Annotated in this window: 12 protein-coding genes and 2 pseudogenes; 10 read left to right on the top strand and 4 right to left on the bottom strand. The window is 72.0% G+C overall.

Annotation, left to right across the window (positions count from 1 at the left end; genetic code table 11):
* Positions 1–8 precede the first annotated feature (8 nt).
* Both AB0G14_RS24655 and AB0G14_RS24650 read right to left on the bottom strand, forming a co-directional pair.
* Entirely contained in the window at positions 9–3,593 is a 3,585-nt protein-coding gene (locus tag AB0G14_RS24655) for a DUF6603 domain-containing protein (RefSeq protein WP_357701135.1), read from the bottom strand.
* A gap of 55 nt (positions 3,594–3,648) precedes the next feature.
* Positions 3,649–8,016, bottom strand: coding sequence for a peptidoglycan-binding protein (locus tag AB0G14_RS24650; RefSeq protein WP_357701133.1), 4,368 nt, complete (start codon positions 8,014–8,016; stop codon positions 3,649–3,651).
* Between the two features lie 889 nt (positions 8,017–8,905).
* On the opposite strand from AB0G14_RS24650, the gene AB0G14_RS24645 reads away from it, so the two are divergent.
* Complete coding sequence (locus AB0G14_RS24645) at positions 8,906–9,574, top strand: hypothetical protein (RefSeq protein WP_357701131.1); 669 nt, start codon at positions 8,906–8,908, stop codon at positions 9,572–9,574.
* Between the two features lie 25 nt (positions 9,575–9,599).
* On the opposite strand, the pseudogene AB0G14_RS24640 reads toward AB0G14_RS24645, so the two are convergent.
* Together AB0G14_RS24640 and AB0G14_RS24635 are read right to left on the bottom strand one after the other, a co-directional pair.
* Positions 9,600–9,788, bottom strand: a pseudogene (locus tag AB0G14_RS24640) (hypothetical protein); the annotation flags it as partial.
* A gap of 50 nt (positions 9,789–9,838) precedes the next feature.
* The gene (locus tag AB0G14_RS24635; RefSeq protein WP_357701129.1) at positions 9,839–10,759 is read right to left on the bottom strand and encodes a LysR family transcriptional regulator; all 921 of its coding nucleotides are present in this window, start codon (positions 10,757–10,759) and stop codon (positions 9,839–9,841) included.
* Between the two features lie 243 nt (positions 10,760–11,002).
* On the opposite strand from AB0G14_RS24635, the gene AB0G14_RS24630 reads away from it, so the two are divergent.
* The 9 genes and pseudogenes from AB0G14_RS24630 (at position 11,003) to AB0G14_RS24590 (ending at position 19,279) form a co-directional block, all read left to right on the top strand.
* Positions 11,003–11,581, top strand: a complete 579-nt coding sequence (locus AB0G14_RS24630) for a dihydrofolate reductase family protein (protein WP_357701127.1) — start codon at positions 11,003–11,005, stop codon at positions 11,579–11,581.
* A gap of 14 nt (positions 11,582–11,595) precedes the next feature.
* Complete coding sequence (locus AB0G14_RS24625; RefSeq protein WP_357701137.1) at positions 11,596–11,997, top strand: VOC family protein; 402 nt, start codon at positions 11,596–11,598, stop codon at positions 11,995–11,997.
* Position 11,998: 1 nt separating this feature from the next.
* The gene (locus AB0G14_RS24620) at positions 11,999–12,826 is read left to right on the top strand and encodes an NAD(P)H-binding protein (protein ID WP_357701125.1); all 828 of its coding nucleotides are present in this window, start codon (positions 11,999–12,001) and stop codon (positions 12,824–12,826) included.
* Positions 12,827–13,136: 310 nt separating this feature from the next.
* Positions 13,137–13,778, top strand: a complete 642-nt coding sequence (locus AB0G14_RS24615) for a CatB-related O-acetyltransferase (protein WP_357701123.1) — start codon at positions 13,137–13,139, stop codon at positions 13,776–13,778.
* A gap of 533 nt (positions 13,779–14,311) precedes the next feature.
* Positions 14,312–14,704, top strand: coding sequence for a VOC family protein (locus AB0G14_RS24610; RefSeq protein WP_357701121.1), 393 nt, complete (start codon positions 14,312–14,314; stop codon positions 14,702–14,704).
* A 219-nt stretch (positions 14,705–14,923) separates the two neighbouring features.
* A complete protein-coding gene (locus tag AB0G14_RS24605) occupies positions 14,924–15,544 on the top strand; it encodes an L-threonylcarbamoyladenylate synthase (protein ID WP_357701119.1) in 621 nt (206 codons plus the stop codon).
* A 98-nt stretch (positions 15,545–15,642) separates the two neighbouring features.
* Positions 15,643–16,617: pseudogene (locus AB0G14_RS24600) on the top strand (L-lactate permease); the annotation flags it as partial.
* A 163-nt stretch (positions 16,618–16,780) separates the two neighbouring features.
* A complete protein-coding gene (locus AB0G14_RS24595; RefSeq protein ID WP_357701117.1) occupies positions 16,781–17,308 on the top strand; it encodes an L-lactate permease in 528 nt (175 codons plus the stop codon).
* A gap of 432 nt (positions 17,309–17,740) precedes the next feature.
* Entirely contained in the window at positions 17,741–19,279 is a 1,539-nt protein-coding gene (locus tag AB0G14_RS24590; RefSeq protein ID WP_357701115.1) for a BCCT family transporter, read from the top strand.
* Positions 19,280–19,348: the final 69 nt, after the last annotated feature.

Raw genomic sequence — 19,348 nt, 5'->3', positions numbered from 1 at the left:
CTCGACGCTCAGCGGCGGACAGGGTCGACGGTGGAGGTGTCTTCGGCCGCAGCGGCCGAGACACCACGGGTGGCTGCTGACGCCGGTAATGAGTCACGCTGCGCCGGCACGGTCGCGGCGGCGGCGCGCGGCGCGTTGGCGGCCGGCGCGGTGGCGGCCAGGTCCAGGGTGGGGCCGGTGAAGCGGGCGGCGCCGCCGTGGCGGCTGCCCGCGTAGGCGGCCGGTGCGGTGGCCGCGAACCGGGCCAGCAGGTCACCGCCGCGGGCGGCGAGCCGCGCCGTCGCCGGCTGGGCGGGCAGGGGCCGGCCGGCGGCGTCCGGGTCGTCGATGATGATCCGGTCGTACGCGGAGTCGTCGGCCAGTTCGGCGAAGGTGGTCAGGTCGGCCGTCGGCAGGGTGGTGTTCTCCGGCAGCGCGACGGTCCGCCCGGCGGCCAGCCGTACGAACCCGGGGGTGGTGAGCTGCTCGACGGGGGACAGGTCGCGGAACTGCCCGGGCGCGAAGTCGTCCTCGACGGTCTTCCCGAGGCTGCCGGTCACGGTGTCGTCGCCGGTGCCGACGCTCACCCCGGTCAGCGTGAACCGGTTCGGTCCGCTGATCCGGGACGTGCCGATGCGCTGCAGGTCGGTGTCCAGCGGCAGCACGTTCTCCCGCACCGACAGTTGCGCGCCGGGTTGCAGCAGCATCGGTCCGGTCCAGCCGGTCAGGTCGCGCAGCGTCACCGGCTTGCCGGCGCCGATGGCGGGGCGGATCTCCCAGGCCTCGGGTGCGGACAGCGCCGCGCGCAGCGTCTCGGCGGCGTCGACGTGGGTGGGTTCGTCGGCTGCGGCGGTGTCTCCGTCGGTCCAGCTGAACTTCGCCGACACCTCCCAGAACAGGAACTTGATCTGGGCCTCGCCCCAGGCCTTCCACGGGCCGGGCCCGGAGACGCCGATGAGCAGGTTGATCGCGAGGAGTTCCTTGTCGCCGTACTTCAGCGACACGGTGGCGCCGATCTCGGCGGTGAACCAGAACGGCTTGAACTGGAACATCACGTCGAGCCAGGCGCGGCCGTCGATGACGAAGCCGCCGCCCTCGAAGTGCAGCTTCAGCTCCGCGCCGAACTGGGCGGTGTTGCTGGTGACCGCCAGGTAGGCCAGCAGGTCGATGCCCTTGCCGGACTTTTGCAGGGCGATGCTGAAGCGTTTGACCGGCGGGAAGCCGGGCGGGGGTGTGTAGCGGGGGTGGAAGCCGCCGATCGACATGGCGAAGGTGCGCCAGGCGCCCCAGCGGGCCCGCAGCGCCATCTCCCCGGAGACCGGCCGGCCGAACAGCTTCGAGTCGATGAGTGCGGCATCGAGGCTGATCTCGCGGCGGGCGAAGTCGACCATGCCGAAGGAGTCCAGCCGGAACCTGCCGGCGTCGGAGAAGTCGATCACCAGCTTGCCGAGCAGCAGGATGCGTACCGGGTCGGGGAACTCGACGAGCACCCCCAGGTCGGCGACGACCTGCCCGCCGAGGAAGTTCAGCCGCACCATCGCCCCGAGGACGGTGCCGGTGGTGTCGACCGGGAACAGCCGGCTGAGGGTGGCGATGACGGCCGGGGCGTTGGCGACGGGGTCCTGCGGGAACAGCAGCGCGTCGAGGGTGCCGGAGCGGGCGGCGTTGCGGAACTCCTCGGGGTTGCTGCGCCGGTTGTGCCCGACGACCAGGCCCAGGCCGGTGATGGAGATGCCCCAGAACAGCATCAGCCCGGGGAACCACTCGTACGTGCCGGCGAGCAGCAGGGAGAAGCTGTGCCCGCCGTCGGCCTCGGTCAGCCGGCTGCCGTCGGGGTTGCGGGTGTTGAGGATCGCGGTGGCCTGGAGCCGGAACCCCTTCATCGGGGCGAGCGGCGTGGTGGAGGTCATGCCGAGCTGCAGGGCGCCGGCGTACATGCCGCGGGGCTCGTCGACGAACAGGTAGCCGCCGCCGGAGACGAGGCCGTTGTCCATCCGCAGCGCGACGCCGTCGGGTGCCTTGAACCCGGGTGCCAGGTCGGCCACGCCGAGGTTGCCGCCGCGGGCGGCGTCCCCACTGCCGGCGGGCAGCGCCGGCGGGAAGGTGAGGTCGGCGCGGACGCCGATGTTCTCCACCGTGACGCGCAGCGGCCCCAGCGTGGCCTGCACGGTGGTCGTGATTAGCAGGCTGACCGCGCGGGTCTGCGTGGAGGCCTGCAGCGCGATGCGCAGCCCCTCGATGCCGATGCCATGCCAGGACAGGTGCACCGGGTACTCGGCGGCCAGGGCGGCGGCCCCGGCCAGGTGCAGGCCGGTGCGCATCGACCAGGCGGCGCCGAGGTCGAGGCCGAGGCGCAGCCCGTCGGCGGGCAGCAGCTTGGCGAGCAGCCCGTCGCCGTCGCCGGCGCGGATGACCAGCTCGGCGCGGCCGGCCTGCACGCCCAGCTCGACGTCGTCGCGGCCGGCGCCGAGGCTGGCCCGGCCGGTGATGACGAGCTGCCCGACGGCGAGGTGGGTGCCCTCCGGTGCGCCGATGATCCAGCCGGGCTCGCCGGCCGGCGCGATCCGGGCGATCTCGGCGGCCCACTTGACGACGGCCGCGTCGCCGCTGAACGTGACCCCGTCGCTGTTGACGGCGATCGCGGGGCCGGCGCCGCTGAGGTCGGTGGCGACGTTCCACGCGCCGATCGACCCCTCCAGGTGCGCCTCGCCGGTCGGGGCGAGGACCACGGTGAACCGGCCGTCCCAGCTCGCCAGGCCGAGGGTGACGCCGACGCCGAAGGTGGGCTGCCACGGCGCGAGCCCGGCGCCGGTCGGTGGGGGTTCCCCGCCGGGGGTGCGCAGCCCGGTGAACCGCAGCCGCAGCAGGCTGTCCGCCAGCCGTCGCCCCACCTCGCCCTGGTCGGGGCCGACGCCGGGGCGCACGCCCTGGTCGGCGTCGAGGCCGAGGGCACGCAGCGCCCGGGCCAGCCGGGGCAGCAGCCGGGCGGACAGCTCCGCCACGCCCTCCGGGGTGTCCCAGCCGGCCGGGGCGTACAGGTCGCGGAAGTAGCCGCCGGGGTCGGCGACGAGGTCGACGGCACGTTCGAGGTGCAGCTCGTCGCGCCGGCGGGGTAGCCGGATCGGGGCGTCGCCGGGCGGCATCGGCGCGCTGGGCAGGCCGTCCGTGGCGGGGGTGACCAGGCCCAGCAGGTCCAGCACGGGCACCGTCCACGGCGCCCGGCGCAGCAGGTACGTCAGCACCAGCAGGTCGAGCAGGGCGTCGGCGAGCTCCTCGGGCAGGCCGGCCACGTCGGGCAGCTGCCCCTGCAGCGTCGGCGGGAGGGTGCCGATCCTGCCGAACGCGTCGCCGGCGGTGGCACCGAGCTTCTTCACCGCCTCCAGGCTGTCCAGCTCCGCCTCGGCCGCCGCGCCGAGCGCCTCGAGGGCCGGGCCGATCGTCTTCACCCAGTCCTCGAAGCGGGCGGCCTCGAACCCGCTGACCGCCTCCAGGTCCCAGCCCAACGCGCGCATCAGCCGGGCCCGCTGCCACGGGTCGTACGCGGCCAGCACCGGCTCGGCCAGCAGCCGGATCTCGTTCCACAGCAGTGCCAGCGCGTTCTTGGAGTCGCTCATCATTCACCCCGTCCCTTGTGCTGCCGGCCGCTGTCCGTCGCCGGTGGTGTGCTGCTCACGCGGTCACCCGCGGCAGGTCGCCGAGGTCCAGCCGCAGCGACCCACGGGCCGCCGACAGGCCCCGCTCGGCGGCGGGCAGCGCGTCCAGCGGCAGCGTGTAGTGCCGCCCCGTCGGCCACGACGGCCAGGCGGCGAGCCGGGTCAGCGCGGCGGTGACCTCGGCGTCGCCCGCGACGACCTGGCCGATGGCGGTGATCAGCGCGGTCTCGTGCGCGTCGGTCCAGCCGGTGGGTGGCCCGCTGAAGTCCGCGCCCAGCGCTCTGGCCTTCGTGAGCACCAGGTGCAGCGGGGTGGCGGCGCGCGCCCGCGTGCGGAACTCCGGCTTCTCCGCGTTCGCCGACGGCGGCCCGACCGCGACGAGCTGGTGCGCCCGGTGCTGCTGCCAGCAGGCCAGCAGCGCCACCGCCCGCTCGGAGGTGAACAGGTCACCGACGCGGGCCCGCCGCGGGTTGCCGTCCGCCCCGGGCACGTTCGCCACCGTGGGGGAGACGTCCGGGTCGGGGGAGTCCCAGTCGGTGGCCAGCAGGTCGTGCAGCCGCTGCCGGGCGAACGCCCAGATCCCCCGGCGGACGCCGTCGTGGCCGCGCAGCGCCAGCGCGTAGCGGTGCATCCAGTGCCACGACCGCAGCCCCAGCAGCTCCAGCGTCGTGCTGATGCCCTCGCGGGCGGCGCCGGTCGCGTCGGTTCGCGCCGGGCGGGCCCGCAGCACCCGCAGGTCGGTGAAGAGCAGGCCGCCGCCGTCGCGCCCCCACCCGGGCACGGCGGTGACGCCCGCCAGCCCGCCCAGCGCGTCGTAGGCGTCCCGGTCGGTGGCGCGCAGGAACGCCAGGTACGCCCACATCTCGCCCGGCTCGGAATTCAGGTCGAGGAAGGTCGGCACCGACGTCGGCGTGACCAGCGGGCCGTGCGCCCGCCAACCGAACGGCCCGAACCGGATCACCGCCGGGTCGTCCGCGGCGACCGCGTCGAGGTAGCCGCCGGCGGCGTCCGGCACCCGGTTCTCGGCGACGGCCCGCAGCACCTTGAAGGTGGACAGCTGCCGGGCGGCCCGCGCGCCCGCGTCCCCGCCGGCGCCGATCGCCGCGACCAGCGCGGCCAGCGACGGGCCGCCGCTGTGGTCCTGCGGGCGCGGCAGCACCGCCTCGGGCAGCAGCTCCAACTCGGCGTCGAGCACCGGGCCGCTCCACTCGGCCCCGGTGGGGTGCGCCCGGTACGCGCCCAGCCGGATCAGCTCCGGGTACCCGTCCGGGGCGCGGCCCGCCCCCGACGGCCGCCCGGTGACCACCCGCGAGTACACCCGCCGGTCGGCGGCGGTCACCTCGTCGAAGTTCCACACGTTCGGCTGGTCCAGCCGCTGCGGGACGTCCCCCGCCACCTGCCACGCCTCGACCACGACGGGAGAGCGCCACCGCTTGTCCAGCCAGTGCTTGATCGCCACCTGGGTCGCCAGATCGGCCATGCCGCTGACCGGCCCGAGGTACCGTTCGGCCTCCGGCACGTCCACCGGCTGCAACCGGTCGGAGTAGCGGGGCGCGGTGGCACCGGCCGGCTCGACCGCGGCCCGCTCCCGGCGGGCGTACGTCTGGAACTCCAGCACCGCCCAGTAGGTGAGCAGGCCGTACACCCCGTCGACCTCGGCCGGTGCCAGGAAGCCCAGCGTGGCCAGGTCCTGCTGCAGCCGGGTCACCCAGCGGTCCTTGACCAGATCCACCGGCCGCTCCAGCCCGTCATAGCGGGCCTTGGCCGTCACCGTGGCGTCCCGGTCGTCGGCGCGCAGGTTCCACCCCCCGTACGGCGGGGTGACGGCCAGCGAGCAGCCGAAGGACAGATCCACGGTGAACGTGGTCAGCGCGGCCGCCCGGTTCTCGCCAGGCAGGTGCCACCACAGCCGCTGCGTCGCCGACTTGCACTCCCCGTCAGGCCAGTCGAAGGTGACCTCGCCGAGGTTGTTGCGGCCGACGATCTCCTTGCCGTTGCCCCACGACCCCTTGTAGTGGTCCAGGTTGCGGGCCGCCGCCAGGTACTGCGCGAGCGCCTGGTCGCGCGGCAGTCCCGCCGGGTCCACCACCGACTCCGGCGTGCCGTCGCGGCGGACCTCCGGGTCGGCCTCGTCGTGGCGGACGAACTGCACGTGCACGTTCCACTCGGGATGCCGGGTCAGCACCTTCAGCGCGTCGAGGTCGCTGACCGAGGGCCGCCCGGACACCCACCAGCCGGTCACGTCGTCGGCGGCCAGCGTCACCTGCACGCCGGCCTGCATGCGCTGGCCCTCCTTGTCGGGCAGCTCGTTGGCCCAACCCACCAGGTCGATGCGGCCGGTGCCGTCCAGCAGCGGCACGTACCCGAGCGCGTGCAGGATCCGGGTCTTGCCGTCCTCGTTGCGGAACCCGCTGGACACGAACCCGGCGAGCACCCCCTCGGTGCGGTTGACCCCCTCGAACGGCTTCGCCGGATCGGGCCCGCACGCGTACGGCAGGGTGGCGGAGTAGCGGATCCGCTCGGCGGAGCCGAAGTGGATGTCGCCGCCGAGCATGACCAGCCGCCGCCGCCGGACCCCGTCGGCGCCGGGTGGCGCCGCCGCGAACAGCCGGGCCAGGATCTTGTGTACGGCCGCGTCGCTGGTCACCCACGCGTCCTCCGCGTCGGCCTCGTACCGGCCGGCGAACACCTTCGCGAGGGGCTGCGCGAGCTGCTCCAGGACGGGCACGCCGAACAGGGCGACCGGCTGGGCGACGACGGTGACCGCGTCGTCGCCGAGCACCCCGCCGCCGCTGATCATCTCGTTGAGCGGCTGGTCGTCGTAGAGCAGACCGCCCGGCTTGCCCGCGCCGGCCGGGTACTGCCGCCAGGTGCGGGTGTCCAACGCGACCAGCTGGTAGCGCGGCCAGGTGACGGTCCAGTGGTAGGTCAGCGCGCCCGCCGGCCGGGCCAGCCGGCCCTCGCTGGTGACCGCCGTGGGCAACCCGAGACGGGTCCGCAACGCCAGGTCGTCGCCGTCGTTGGGGGCGGCGACCCAGCCGCGCAGCGCGGCCAGCGCCGCCCGGCCCGGCTCCCCGGCCGCCCCGGCCTCGGCGTACCGCTCCGGGGTGTTCCCCCACGCCTGGAACACCGCGTACGCGGCCAACGCGTTGCGCACCACCCGCCGGCCCAGCGGGGAGGTCACCACCGCGTCGGTGACCCACGAGCTGGTCATGTTCCAGTCGTCGGTGACCTCGTGGTCGTCGGCCACCATGTACGTCGCCACGTTCGCCAGCTGCCGGCGCACGGCGCCCAGCCCCTGCCGGAACGTCCGCAGCGCGAGCGCCTGTCGCTGCCACCGCTCGAACCGCTCGATGATCTCCTTCTGCTGGGCGCTGGGCGTGTACGCCCGCCCGGCCAGCATGAGGTCGTACACCGTCTCGCCGGGGCGGCGGTCCTGCGGGTCCTTCAGGATCCGGGTGTCTGCCGGCAGCACGTGCTCGAACCTCGGCCAGCTCTCCGGCCACAGCACGTCCGACCAGACCAGCAGGTACATGCACAGGTACTCGCGCAGTGACATCAGGTGGCTGTCGGCCGCGCCGGAGGTGAACTTCGCGTCCTTCGCCATCGTGTCGGCGCGTTTGCCCGGCGCGTACCGCGCGTCCGTCGGCTGTTCGGTCGTCCCGACCGGCAGCACCTCGGCGGCCAGGCCCAGCCGGGCGGCCACCCCCAGGTACGCGGGCACCGCCGGGTCGCTGCCGTTCGCCGCCAGCGCGTCGTGGCCGTGGATCAGCGCGAGCAGCGGGTCGGCCACGTCGTCGGCGTAGATCTGGTCCCCGCCGAGCACCAGCTGGTGCGGGCGCTGGGCCGGGTCGCCCGCCGCGGCCGCGATGATCGGGTCCAGGGCGGGGAACGCGTCGTAGCCCTCGCCGTGCGGCTTGCGGCACGACCCGTGGAAGATCCGCAGCCGGTTCGGGTCACCCGGCGGGGTGGCGAGGGTCGGGAACGCGGGCGCGGCGGCCGGCGCCTGCGGGTGCCCGACGTACGTCAGGGCCGCCCGCGCCGCCGCCGCGTCGGCGGCGACCACGCCGGCGTCGAACAGGCTCCCGGCGGTCGAGCCGCCGGAGAACCCCAGGTCGTAGCCGTAGAGGACGCCGGGGTGCAGCGTGATCCCGCTCGCGGTGACCGCGACGACGTGCAGCCGCTCCCCGAGCCGCACCGTCGTACGGCTGGCGGTGCCGACCGTGGCGCCGCGGGCGAACCCGGGAGCCGCGCCGACCGCGAACACGTTCAGGGTCACCGTGCACTCCGCGCGCAGCGCGACGAACACTGTGACGCCGGTCGGGTCGACCCGACGTACGACGGGACCGCTGAGCACCAGTGGCAGACCTGACGGAGCAGTCATCGCGCATCCCTTCGCCCACGGCCGAGCGACGGGACGGTGGGAGTCGCGCGGTGTCTACGACGATTGAAGTCGCCGGGATCCGCCGCGCCTACCGGGCAACGGTGCGGAAGACCCGTCCCGGCGTTCGGCAACCACCGGATCCACGACGGGCGGGCCGAGCCGTCCGGGCGGGCCGGGTGCCCACTCAGTCCGTTCCTCTGACGGAGACCCGACGCCGGCTTGCCGCCGGGCATCGCGGCGCGGTAACACCGGCAGTGCCGGGCCAGGTGCCGACGTGGTCGCATGCCTTTCCCCTCCCCGTGCGGACGCCGCTCCGACGGCCGATGTCGGCACGGGAACGTGAGTCCGGATGTCGTGGTGGCCCGCCCGTTCATCGGTGTGGTGCGAGCGGGCTGTGCCGGGCGTAGCCGTTGCCGCGCAACGATTCCGGCGGGTCTGCCGGCCACCTCGTCCGCAAGTCTGTCGGCCCGGGGGGTACCAGCGACAGGGTCCGCTGTCCCGGGCGGCCGGGACACGGGGTCCGGATCTTTCAACCGTCCGCACGACAACTGCTGCCCATCCATCCGGGATGGCCTGCCGGTCCGAGCCCTTCGGGTAGACCGGCCAGGAATGCGCCGTTGAGGCGGTCCTCCGGTCAGCGGCAGTTGTGGATCATCGCCTTATGGCGAGCGACTTCCCACCGTGTGGTGGTGGGGCGGGCCAGCGCTGGCCAACCGACCCGCCGCCCGGCCGGCAGGTCCGCCCCGTGTGTGTGTTGACCAGCACTTTGTCTTCTCTCGGCCCTGTCGGCGTCCGTCGGGCCCTGCGCGAGCCTGGCAGCCGACCGGGACGGCCGATACGAACGCCCGCTGCCGTCTTGACGGGCGCGTCGAGCGGTTACGGTTACCGGATGATCACTCCCGCGCAGACGACGAGCCGGCTGAACAAGGACATCGGCGCCGTTGTGCGGCCGCTGGGCTTCCACGGCACTCGCGGGACCTGGTCGATCGTCACGATCGACGGCGTCGCACAGGTCACTGTCGGACGGAGTGTGATGCGCAGCGTCGGCGGCGGCACCATCTTCGTCAACGTGGGCATCGATGTGGTGCCGGTTGCCTGGTGGGAGTACCTGAACTGGCGCGCCGCCCGCTGGGGCCAACCTCCGATCCCGTTGGACAAGAACGCCACGTCCTACCGGATCGGGTTCGTCGAGACCCGCCAATGCCCGGAGGACAGCTACTACCACCTGCGCATGGACCCTGACAGGTACCCGGCGACCGTGACGACGACCGAGGAACTCGACCACGCCGCGGCGCTGCTGGCCGGTGCGGCCGACAAGCTCGCCCACACCGCGCTCGACCTGCTCCGCCCGGGCCGTTACCTCGACGCGCTGCGCGGCATACCCGACCTCGGCGGCGCGATGTGGGAGCCGCTGGTGGTGCTGCTCGCCGAGGGCGGCCCGTCGGCCGAGCTCGACGCCGCGATCGAGGACATGAGTGCCGACTACCCCAACTACGGCTTCGGCCCACCCGACATGGAGGTCGAGTACGCCCGCATGCGGGCCGCGGCGGCGGTGTGAGCGGCAAGGTGTTCGAGGAGATCATCTAGTGCGGTAACCAGGTACGTTCACCGGGTCTGACGGGCCACGCGGCTCTCGGTCGCGGGCAGCCCCATCGTTGTTGGCGTTCGCTGCGGACGCGGGCGCGTTCACGGCGTTGAGCTGCCAGGACGTCGGGATGGCTGGCGTTGGCGGTGCGCCAGCGTAGGTATGCCCGTAGTTCGCGGGCGAGGAGTCATCGACTCCTCACATGCGCGGGCCACGCCCCTGGGCGAAAAGGTCCCGCTATTGGCTTTGCGCCGGACCTGAAAGGTTTGAGTTGGGTGCTGGGCGGCGGTCGTGGGCGGCTTGGGCGAGGGCGGCGATCAGGGCGGTGTGTGCGGCGGTGCGCCATACCAGGGCCCAGGAGCATGTGGGGGCGGCGCGTACGGGTAGGTAGGTGATGCCCGGCCAAGAGTAGTAGCGGGAGGCTTCGACCTGCACTGGTTGCACGACGGTGCCGGCCGCGACGACGGTGAGGACTTCCTGCCAGGTGGCGACTGTCGGTCCGCGGCGTACTTCTCGGCCGGTCGGGGTGTGGAACGGCACGAGCGCTTCTTCCCAGTAGCGGGGGATGGGCGTGGCGGTTTGGGGGACGAGGTAGTCACCCAGGTCTTCCATGCTGGCCTCACCCTTTCGCGCGAGCGGATGGTCGTTGGCGACCATGAACATGATCGGGGCGGCGCGCAGGACCGGTCCGACGGTCAGATCGGGCTCGGTGACCGGTGTCCACAGCAGCGCGACGTCGACCTCGCCGGTGCGCAGCGGCGTGAACGGGTCGGCGACGTGCACCTCCCGGAACCGCAGCTCACAGCGGGGGTGTCGAGCGCGGAACAGGCCGGTGATGTCGGCGACGGCCTGGGCGAGGGCACCCATGGTGCCGAGCGTGAGTGTTCCGTGCATTCCGCGCGCGGTGGTGGTGGCGGTGTCGATCGCGGTGAGGATGCCCTGGTAGCTGATGGCGAGGTCGTCCCGTAGGCGGGCGCCGATCGGGGTGAGCGTTACCCGGCGGCTGGTGCGCTCGAACAGCGCGGCGCCCACGCGGCGTTCCTGCTTCGCGATCGACTGACTGATCCGGGCCTGGGACACGTGCAGGCGCGTCGCGGTGCGCCCGAAGTGCAGTTCCTCGGCCAGCGTCAGGAAGATCTCGATATCGCGCAGTTCCACGCGGCCTCCCCTCGAGCGCTGGCGATCGATAACCCATCGATTATCGAACCTTACTGGATCTTGGGTTGTTGCGGTTCGGGGCCCGGGCGATCGTGGACAGCGAACCGGTTGACCGGGTCCCTGACCCGATAGAGGAGCTGCCCCATGGCAACGATGCGCCCCGCAGGCCTGCATGTTCGGTCCAGGACACGCGGGCCACCGCAGGCAGGTGACCAGCGACCCGTCCACCTCATTAGGAGCACGATGCGTCAGCGCAAGCTCGTCTACTACGTCGCGGCGACCCTCGACGGCTACATCGCCGGCCCGCAGGGGCAATACGACAGCTTCCTCCACGAGGGCGACCACATGGCCGCGTTGGCGGCGGAGTTTCCCGAGACGATTCCCGTGCACCTGCGGGACCACTTCGGGCTGGTCGGCGTCCCCCACCGACGGTTCGACGCGGTCGTGATGGGCCGTGGGACCTACGAGCCGACCCTGAGCGTGGGCACCACCAGTTCCTACCCGCACCTGCGCCAGTACGTCGTGTCCCGGTCACTGACCGTCGACGACCCGACAGTGAAGGTCGTCGCCGAAGACCCGATCGGCTTCATCCGCCGTCTCAAACAGGAAGACGGCGCCGGCATCTGGCTGTGCGGCGGCGGTCACCTCGCCGGTCACCTGCTCGCAGAGATCGACACGCTGATCATCAAGCGCCACCCGATCGTCGCCGGCGCGGGAATCCCGCTGCTCGCCGGCAACTACCAGCCGACCCGGTTCGCTCCCACCTCGACGCGGGAGTTCGACAGCGGGGTCACCCTCCTGACCTACACCGCTCAGACATGACCTGGAGCCCGCCCGTGCACATCACCGCATCCACCATCTCCCTGACCGTCGACAAGGTGGCCGAGTCGGCCACTTTCTTCACCACCCATCTCGGGTTCAACCAACGCATGGCCGCCGACGGGTTCGCCTCCCTCGGGCGCGACGACGCGGCCGTCGACATCGTGCTGCTGCGTCGCGGGACCGAGGTGCTGCCCGAAGGATTCCGCGACGAGCATGCCGCCGGAGTCATCGTCGCGTTCACCGTCACCGACCTCGCCGCCCACGAGAGGAAACTTCGCGCGGCAGGCGTTCCCATCACCATGCCGCTACGGGAAGAACCGTGGGGCGAACGCCTGTTCCAGGTCACCGATCCCAGCGGCATCACCGTCCAGTTCGTCGAATGGGCCACCCCGGGCCCGGAACAGCAGGAGGCCTGACATGAGCAGCATCCCCACGACCCTGGTGTTGGGCGGCACCGGCAAGACCGGTCGCCGGATCGTCGACCGGCTGACCGCACGCCGCGTGCCGGTACGGGTCGGCTCCCGCTCCGGCGCACCCCGGTTCGACTGGTCGGACCGGGCCACATGGTCTGCCGTTCTGACCGATGTCGACGCGGTGTACCTGTCCTACGCCCCGGACCTCGCGGTCCCCGGCGCGATCGACGACATCCGGGCCTTCACCGACCTCGCCGTATCGACCGGCGTCCAGCGGCTCGTCCTGCTGTCCGGCCGAGGCGAGGACGAGGCACAGTCCTGCGAGAAGTTGGTCCAGGACGCCGGCGTCGACTGGACGATCATCAGGGCGAGCTGGTTCAACCAGAACTTCAGCGAGAACTACCTGCTGGAGCCGGTACTGGCCGGCGAGGTGATCCTCCCCGCCGCAGAGGTGGCCGAGCCCTTCGTCGACGCCGACGACATCGCCGACGTCGCGGTCGCGGCGCTCACCGAAGCGGGACACACCGGTCAGGTGTACGAGGTGACCGGACCACGACTGCTGACCTTCGCCGACGCGGTCGCGGAGATCGCCGCCGCGACCGGCCGCCCGATCCGATTCGCGCCGACCAGCGCCGCGGACTACGCGACCGCACTCACCGACCATGGCGTGCCCACCGATGCTGTCACCCTGTTGACCTACCTGTTCACCACCGTGCTCGACGGACGTAACGCCCACCTCGCCGACGGAGTTCAACGAGCTCTGGGCAGGCCACCCCGCGACTTCACCGACTACTGCCGAGACGTGGCGGCCACCGGAGGCTGGACCGCCTGAGCCCGCCGGCGCCGACGCAGCGGCGTGATGTGCAGGGCGCGGCATTCCTGGGCCGGGAACCGACCCTGCCAACGCCGGTGGGCAGCTGGCTCGGCTCCGGGACCGGACGGCCATGCTCGGCAGCGTCCTTGGGACCCGGCTGGCGATTCCATATCGGTACGCCACCTGCACGGGCGCCATGACAGGGGTACCCGCTCTCACCACCGGCGCGGGATCGGGCACTCCACCCGCGGGCCGACCAATCACCTGACAGCCCGTTCCGCCAGCAAGACCTTCGACTCGATAGGACCCCACGTTGACACCTGATCCCATGGCCGTTCACCCACTGCCGGCGCACCAGCGCGTGGTGTTCCTCAAACCGCTTGTCACGTCGCCCAAGATCGTCGTGGGCGAGTACACCTACTACGACGATCCCGACGGCGCGACCGGGTTCGAAGACCGCAACGTGCTCTACGGCTACGGGCCCGAACGGCTGATCATCGGCAGGTACTGCGCGATCGCCGCAGGCACCCGGTTCCTGATGGCTGGTGCCGACCACCCGACGATGGGCGTCTCCACCTTCCCGTTCACCATCTTCGGCGGCGAGTGGACCGAGCGGACCGTCGACATCGTCACCGCCATGCCGAGCCGAGGCGACACCGTCGTCGGCAACGACGTCTGGCTCGGCTTCCAGGCCACCGTCATGCCCGGCGTGCGGATCGGCGACGGCGCCATCATCGCGGCCGGCGCGGTGGTCACCGCCGACGTGCCGCCCTACACGATCGTCGGCGGCAATCCCGCCAGGCCGATCCGGCATCGCTTCGACGACACCGACATCGGCCGGCTGTTGCGCGCCGCATGGTGGGACTGGCCCGCCGACCTGGTCACCGAGCACGTCCGCACGATCCTGTCCGGCGCACCGGCCGACATCGAACGCATCGCCATCGAGAACGGACTGGAGCAAGCCCCGTGACAGCCGTGTCCATCCACGAGGACGTCGTGGCCGACCGCCAGTGGCTCCCACGCCATCGTCACCGGTTCGGACCGCGAGCTGTGGTTCATCATGGTCCGTAGTGGCCAGATCGGCCGGCTCGTCCCCGGCGGGTGAGCCCACCAGCCACCAACTCGATCCGACGTGCGGGCCGACGATCATCATCACCAGGCCGGGGCGGCGCCCTCTGGTTCGTCGAGATCGCCGCCGGCCAGTCGGACGGATCACCACCAACGGCACGATCGTAGAGTTCCGCTGCCCGCCCGCGCCGGCCGACCGCCCGCCATCACCACCGGCGGCAACGGTCACCTGTGTTCACAGAGTGGGGCGGCAGCCGCGTCGGCTCGATCACTCCCGAAGGCGTTCTTCGAGGCGCACGACCCGCCAACACCACGCTCCGAGCCGCACGACACCGCCCTCGGACACGACGGAGCGCTGTGTGCGGCGCTGGAAATCGGCGCCCTCGCCCGCATCACCGTCAACCCGGAACCGTCACCCCAGAACAGGAGAAGGCCATGACTGTCACGTTCAACCACACCATCATCGCGGCGAAAGACCGGCACGAGTCGGCACGATTCTTCCGAGAGCTTTTCGAGCGCCCCGAAGCGCCGTCATGGGGCCCGTTCACCAACGTTCTGCTCGACGAGGGCGTGCTCCTGCAGTTCGCCGAACTGCCAGGTGTCGACGAGATCCACATGCAGCACTACGCGTTCCTGGCCGACGACGACCTCTTCGACCGGGCATACGCACGCATCCAGGCCTTGGGCATCGAGCACTGGGCCGACCCCCAGATGACACGCCCCGGCCAGACCAACACCGAGCACGGCGGGCGCGGCGTCTACTTCAAGGACCCCGCCGGCCACGCCATCGAAATGATCACCAGGCCATACCTCCAATCCGAGAACTGAGGGTGTGTGGGCGCGGGGCGCCGCAGCACCTCCGGTGAGTACGGCAGGTACCGCCTGTCCACATCGAGGCCGCGCATGAGCCGCCCGAGAAGGGCGCCCGACGGCGGGATCCTCGCGCAGGCCGTACCCGGGGTACCGGCCGCGAGATGGCAATCTTTGCACCCATGATCCGTGATCTCATCCACCTTAACTGAACGGCGTTGGTACTAGTCTCGGCGTATGGCGAGGTACTACGACGTGCACCCGGACAATCCCCAGCCCCGGGTTCTCCGGCAGGTCGCCGACCTGATCCGGGACGGCGGGCTGATCGCCTACCCGACGGACTCGTGCTTCGCGTTCGGTTGCCAACTGGGCAACCGGGCCGGGCTGGATCGGATCCGGGAAATCCGTCGGCTGGACGAACGTCACCACTTCACGCTGGTGTGCCGGGACTTCGCCCAACTGGGCCAGTTCGTGCAGGTCAGCAACTCGGTCTTCCGGCTGGTCAAGGCGAGCACCCCGGGTAGCTACACCTTCATCCTGCCCGCCACCCGTGAGGTGCCGCGCCGGCTGCTGCACCCCAGGAAACGCACGGTGGGCGTACGCGTCCCCCGGCACACGGTCGCCCAGGCGCTGCTGGCCGAGCTCGGCGAGCCGTTGGTGTCGAGCACCCTGGTCCTGCCTGGCGACGACGAGCCGATGACCCAGGGCTGGGAGATCAAGGAACGACTTGACCACGTCCTCGACGCGGTGATCGACGCCGGCGACTGCGGAAAGGAGCCGACGACCGTGGTGGACCTGTCGCAACCCGAGCCGGAGATCCTGCGCGTGGGGGCAGGAGACCCGTCCCGCTTCGCATGATCCCTCCGCCGCGCTGATCGGCGTCCACCTGCCCGTCGACTCGGTGTGCCCAGCTTGCGCAAGGTGGAAGGCGCGTCGCGCCGGCCGGGTCCGGTGAGATGAGCCGTACTCCACGCCGCCGGCACCGGGGGCGTCCGCAGCGGAGGCGGTCTCGATGTACCACCAGCCCCCTGCAACCTGTCGCCGACTCGCTCGCGCTCAGCGCCGCCTGCGCCGCGCTGCCCCTGCTGACCCTGTTCGTCCTGCTCGGGGTCGTGCGGACGCGGGCCTGGGTCGCGGCTTCCGGCGCGCTGACCGTGGCGGTCGTCCTGGCCTGGGGGCTGTGGCGGATGCCGCTGTCGCAGACGCTGCTGGCCGCCGGTCAGGGCGCCACCTTCGCCCTCTTCCCGCTCGTCTGGACGTTCGGCACGGCGATCTGGATCTACCGCCTGACCGTGCACACGGGGCACTTCGAGACGCTGCGGCAGGGCTTCGGCCGGATCAGCGACGACCGCCGTGTCCAGGCCATGGTGATCGCGTTCTGCTTCGGGTCGCTGCTCGAGGCGCTGGCCGGGCAGGGCACGCCGGTGGCCGTCACGACGGTCATGCTGCTGGCGCTCGGCTTCACCCCGGTCCGGGCGGCCGCCGTGGCGCTGGCGGCCAACACGGTTCCGGCGGCCTTCGGGCCGCTCGGCCTGCCGATCACCACGCTGGCCGGCGTGACCGGGCTGCCCGCGACGGAGCTGGGCATGATGGCCGGCCGGCAGGTCCCGGTGATCGCGGTCGTCGTCCCGCTGGTCCTGCTCGTCGTCGTCGACGGCCGCCGGGGCGTACGGGAGCTGTGGCGTCCGGCGCTGGCGTGCGGCACCGCGTTCGCCGCGGCCCAGTTCGTCACCACGAACTTCCTGACGGCCGCGCTCGCCGACATCGTCGCCGCCTTCGCGGGGACGGTCGCCCTGCTGCTCGTCACGCGCCGGCCCGCGGTGCGGCAGGCGGTTCCCGTGGCGGCTGGCGGGGGCCTGCCCGAGCGCGACGCGCCGCCGCCGCGGGGCTCGCAGTGGCGGGCGTACGCGCCGTACGTGACGATCGTGGCGGTCTTCGCCGTCTCCCAGGTGCCGGCCGTCAAGCGCCTGCTCGATGCCGGCACGCTGACGGTCGCCTGGCCCGGCCTGCACGTGCGTACGGCGTCCGGCGCCCCGTCACCGCTGTCGACCTTCCGCTTCGCCTGGCTCGCCGCGCCCCGGCTCGTTGCTGGTCGTGGCCGGCCTGATCACGATGGCGCTGCTGCGGGTGTCACCGCGCGAGGCCGTGAGACTGTACGGGCGCACGCTGTTCGAGCTGCGGTGGGCGGTCCTGACGGTGGTCGGGCTGCTGGCCCTGTCCTTCACCATGAACGCCGCTGGGCAGATCGCCACCCTGGGCGTCTGGATGGCCGGCGCGGGTGGCCTGTTCGCCGTCCTGGCGCCCGTCCTCGGCTGGCTGGGGGGCGCCCTGACCGGCTCGGACACCTCGTCCAACTCGCTGTTCGGCGCGCTCCAGGTGGCGGCGGCGCAACGGGCCGGCCTCGACCCGGTCCTGCTCGCCGCGGCCAACGCCTCCGGCGGCACGCTCGGCAAGATGATCAGCCTGCAGAACCTCACGATCGCCGCCGCCGCTGTCGGACTCAGCGGCCGGGAGGGCGACCTGTTCCGGCGCATGCTCCCCTGGAGCGCGGCGCTGCTCGCCCTGATGTGCCTGCTGGTCGGGTTGCAGGCCACGCCCGTGCTGTCGTGGATGGTGCCGTGACGCGAGCCAGCCCCGGCGGAGCCTGCCCGCCTTCGTCAACGGTCTGCGACATTCGCCGGTCTTGTCACTGAACTGTCATGGAATCGCAAGGTCATCTCCAAGATTGACACCGAGAGTGATTGCGGCCCGTCGCCGGCGTCAGTGGTGGTCGAGCCCCGGCGAACCGCACGTACGTTCGCCATCCACGCACGATCGCCTATGAGCCGGAGACAACATCCCGAGTTCCCAGACCGCTGACGAGGTCGGGACAAACCGGAACTGCGGGCGCACCGGCGGGGAACAGCGCCGGAACTGCGGCCCGCGTTCCCGCGAGCCCACGGAGGTCCACAGACCATGGCCGTGCCCGCCACAGGTACGTCAACCGACAGCAAGACTCCGCCAGGCGGAGCACCAGTCCAGCCCGGCCGCCGTCGCGGGGACGTCGACCGGACGGTGCTGGGCGTCGCCGCCGCGGTGTCCGTGCTCTTCGTCCTGTGGGGCATCGTCGCGACCGACAACCTGGCGTCCGTCACCGGCGCGGCGCTCGACTGGGTGGTCAGAGCGTTCGGCTGGGTCTTCGTGCTGGCCAGCGCAGCCTTCGTCGTCCTGTCGGTCTGGCTGGCGTTCAGCCGGTACGGGCGGATCAAGCTCGGCCGGGACGACGAGAAGCCGGAATTCTCCACCGTCTCCTGGGTGGCGATGATGTTCAGCGCTGGCATGGGCATCGGCCTGATGTTCTGGGGCGCCGCCGAGCCGCTGTCCCACCTGGGGACCCCGCCGCGCGGTCTCACCGAACCGAACTCACAGCAGGCCGCCCGGGTGGCCATGGAGTACTCGTTCTTCCACTGGGCGCTGCACCCGTGGGCCATCTACGCGGTGGTGGGTCTGACGATGGCCTACTTCACCTTCCGCAAGGGCCGCCGTGGCCTGATCAGCAGCGCGTTCTTCCCGCTCATCGGCGAACGGGCCAACCGGGGCCCCGGAAAGGCCATCGACATCTTCGCGATCTTCGCGACGCTGTTCGGATCGGCGGTCTCCCTCGGGCTGGGCGCCCTGCAGATCAACAGCGGCCTGACGAACCTCTGGGACGTGCCGAAGTCCACCCCGCTGGCGATCGGGATCATCGCGGTGCTCACCGTGGCGTTCGTGGTGTCCGCCGTCACCGGCGTCAAGCGCGGCATCCAGTTCCTCTCGAACACCAACATGGTGCTCGCGGTGGCGCTGATGTTCTTCCTGCTCGTGGTGGGCCCGACGGTCTTCATCCTCAACAGCCTCACCGCCTCGACCGGCGGCTACCTCTACGACCTCATCCCGATGAGCTTCCGCACCGGCGCCTTCGGGGGCGAGAAGTGGATGGCGGGCTGGACCATCTTCTACTGGGCGTGGTGGATCTCCTGGACCCCGTTCGTCGGCGCGTTCATCGCCCGCATCTCCAAGGGCCGCACCATCCGCCAGTTCGTCCTCGGTGTGGTGGCCATCCCGAGCCTCGTCAGCTTCGCCTGGTTCTCGGTGTTCGGCGGTACCGCCATCGACCTGCAACTCGGCGGCACCGACCTCTCGGCCGCCGTGGCGGAGAGCCCGGAGGCTGCGCTCTTCGCGGTCCTGCGGGAGTTCCCGCTCTTCACCGTCACCGCGATCCTGGTGATGGTGCTGGTGGCCCTCTTCTTCGTCAGCGGGGCCGACGCCGCCTCGGTGGTGATGGGCACGCTCTCCTCGCGCGGCAACCTCGAACCGAGGGCATGGCTGGTCTCCATGTGGGGCATCCTGACCGGCCTGGTGGCCGCCGTGCTGCTGCTCGCCGGTGGACTGTCCGCCCTGCAGTCGCTGACCATCCTCGCCGCGCTGCCGTTCCTGTTCGTGATGGTCGGCATGGTCGCCGGGCTGCTGCGCGAGCTGCGTCGCGAACCCCTCAGCGCGACGATGGCCCCGGAGATCCGCGCCCTGGTGACCGCCACCGCGCGGCCGGAGCACGCGGACCCCGACCCTTCCTGACCCATCCCGCAGCCGCGGGCCGTCCCCACACCGGGGACGGCCCGCGCTGCCGTACGCGCCGCCGGCCCG

Origin of the sequence: Micromonospora sp. NPDC023814, from assembly GCF_040639595.1 — a bacterium.
Lineage (GTDB): Bacteria > Actinomycetota > Actinomycetes > Mycobacteriales > Micromonosporaceae > Micromonospora.
This window is presented reverse-complemented; position numbering and strand designations above follow the sequence as displayed.

Excerpts from the sequence above, each read along its gene's own strand:
- AB0G14_RS24655 (WP_357701135.1), bottom strand. The coding sequence starts at position 3,593 with ATGAGCGACTCCAAGAACGCGCTGGCACTGCTGTGGAACGAGATCCGG.
- AB0G14_RS24650 (WP_357701133.1), bottom strand. The coding sequence starts at position 8,016 with ATGACTGCTCCGTCAGGTCTGCCACTGGTGCTCAGCGGTCCCGTCGTA.
- AB0G14_RS24645 (WP_357701131.1), top strand. The coding sequence starts at position 8,906 with ATGATCACTCCCGCGCAGACGACGAGCCGGCTGAACAAGGACATCGGC.
- AB0G14_RS24630 (WP_357701127.1), top strand. The coding sequence starts at position 11,003 with ATGCGTCAGCGCAAGCTCGTCTACTACGTCGCGGCGACCCTCGACGGC.
- AB0G14_RS24620 (WP_357701125.1), top strand. The coding sequence starts at position 11,999 with ATGAGCAGCATCCCCACGACCCTGGTGTTGGGCGGCACCGGCAAGACC.
- AB0G14_RS24615 (WP_357701123.1), top strand. The coding sequence starts at position 13,137 with ATGGCCGTTCACCCACTGCCGGCGCACCAGCGCGTGGTGTTCCTCAAA.
- AB0G14_RS24610 (WP_357701121.1), top strand. The coding sequence starts at position 14,312 with ATGACTGTCACGTTCAACCACACCATCATCGCGGCGAAAGACCGGCAC.
- AB0G14_RS24605 (WP_357701119.1), top strand. The coding sequence starts at position 14,924 with ATGGCGAGGTACTACGACGTGCACCCGGACAATCCCCAGCCCCGGGTT.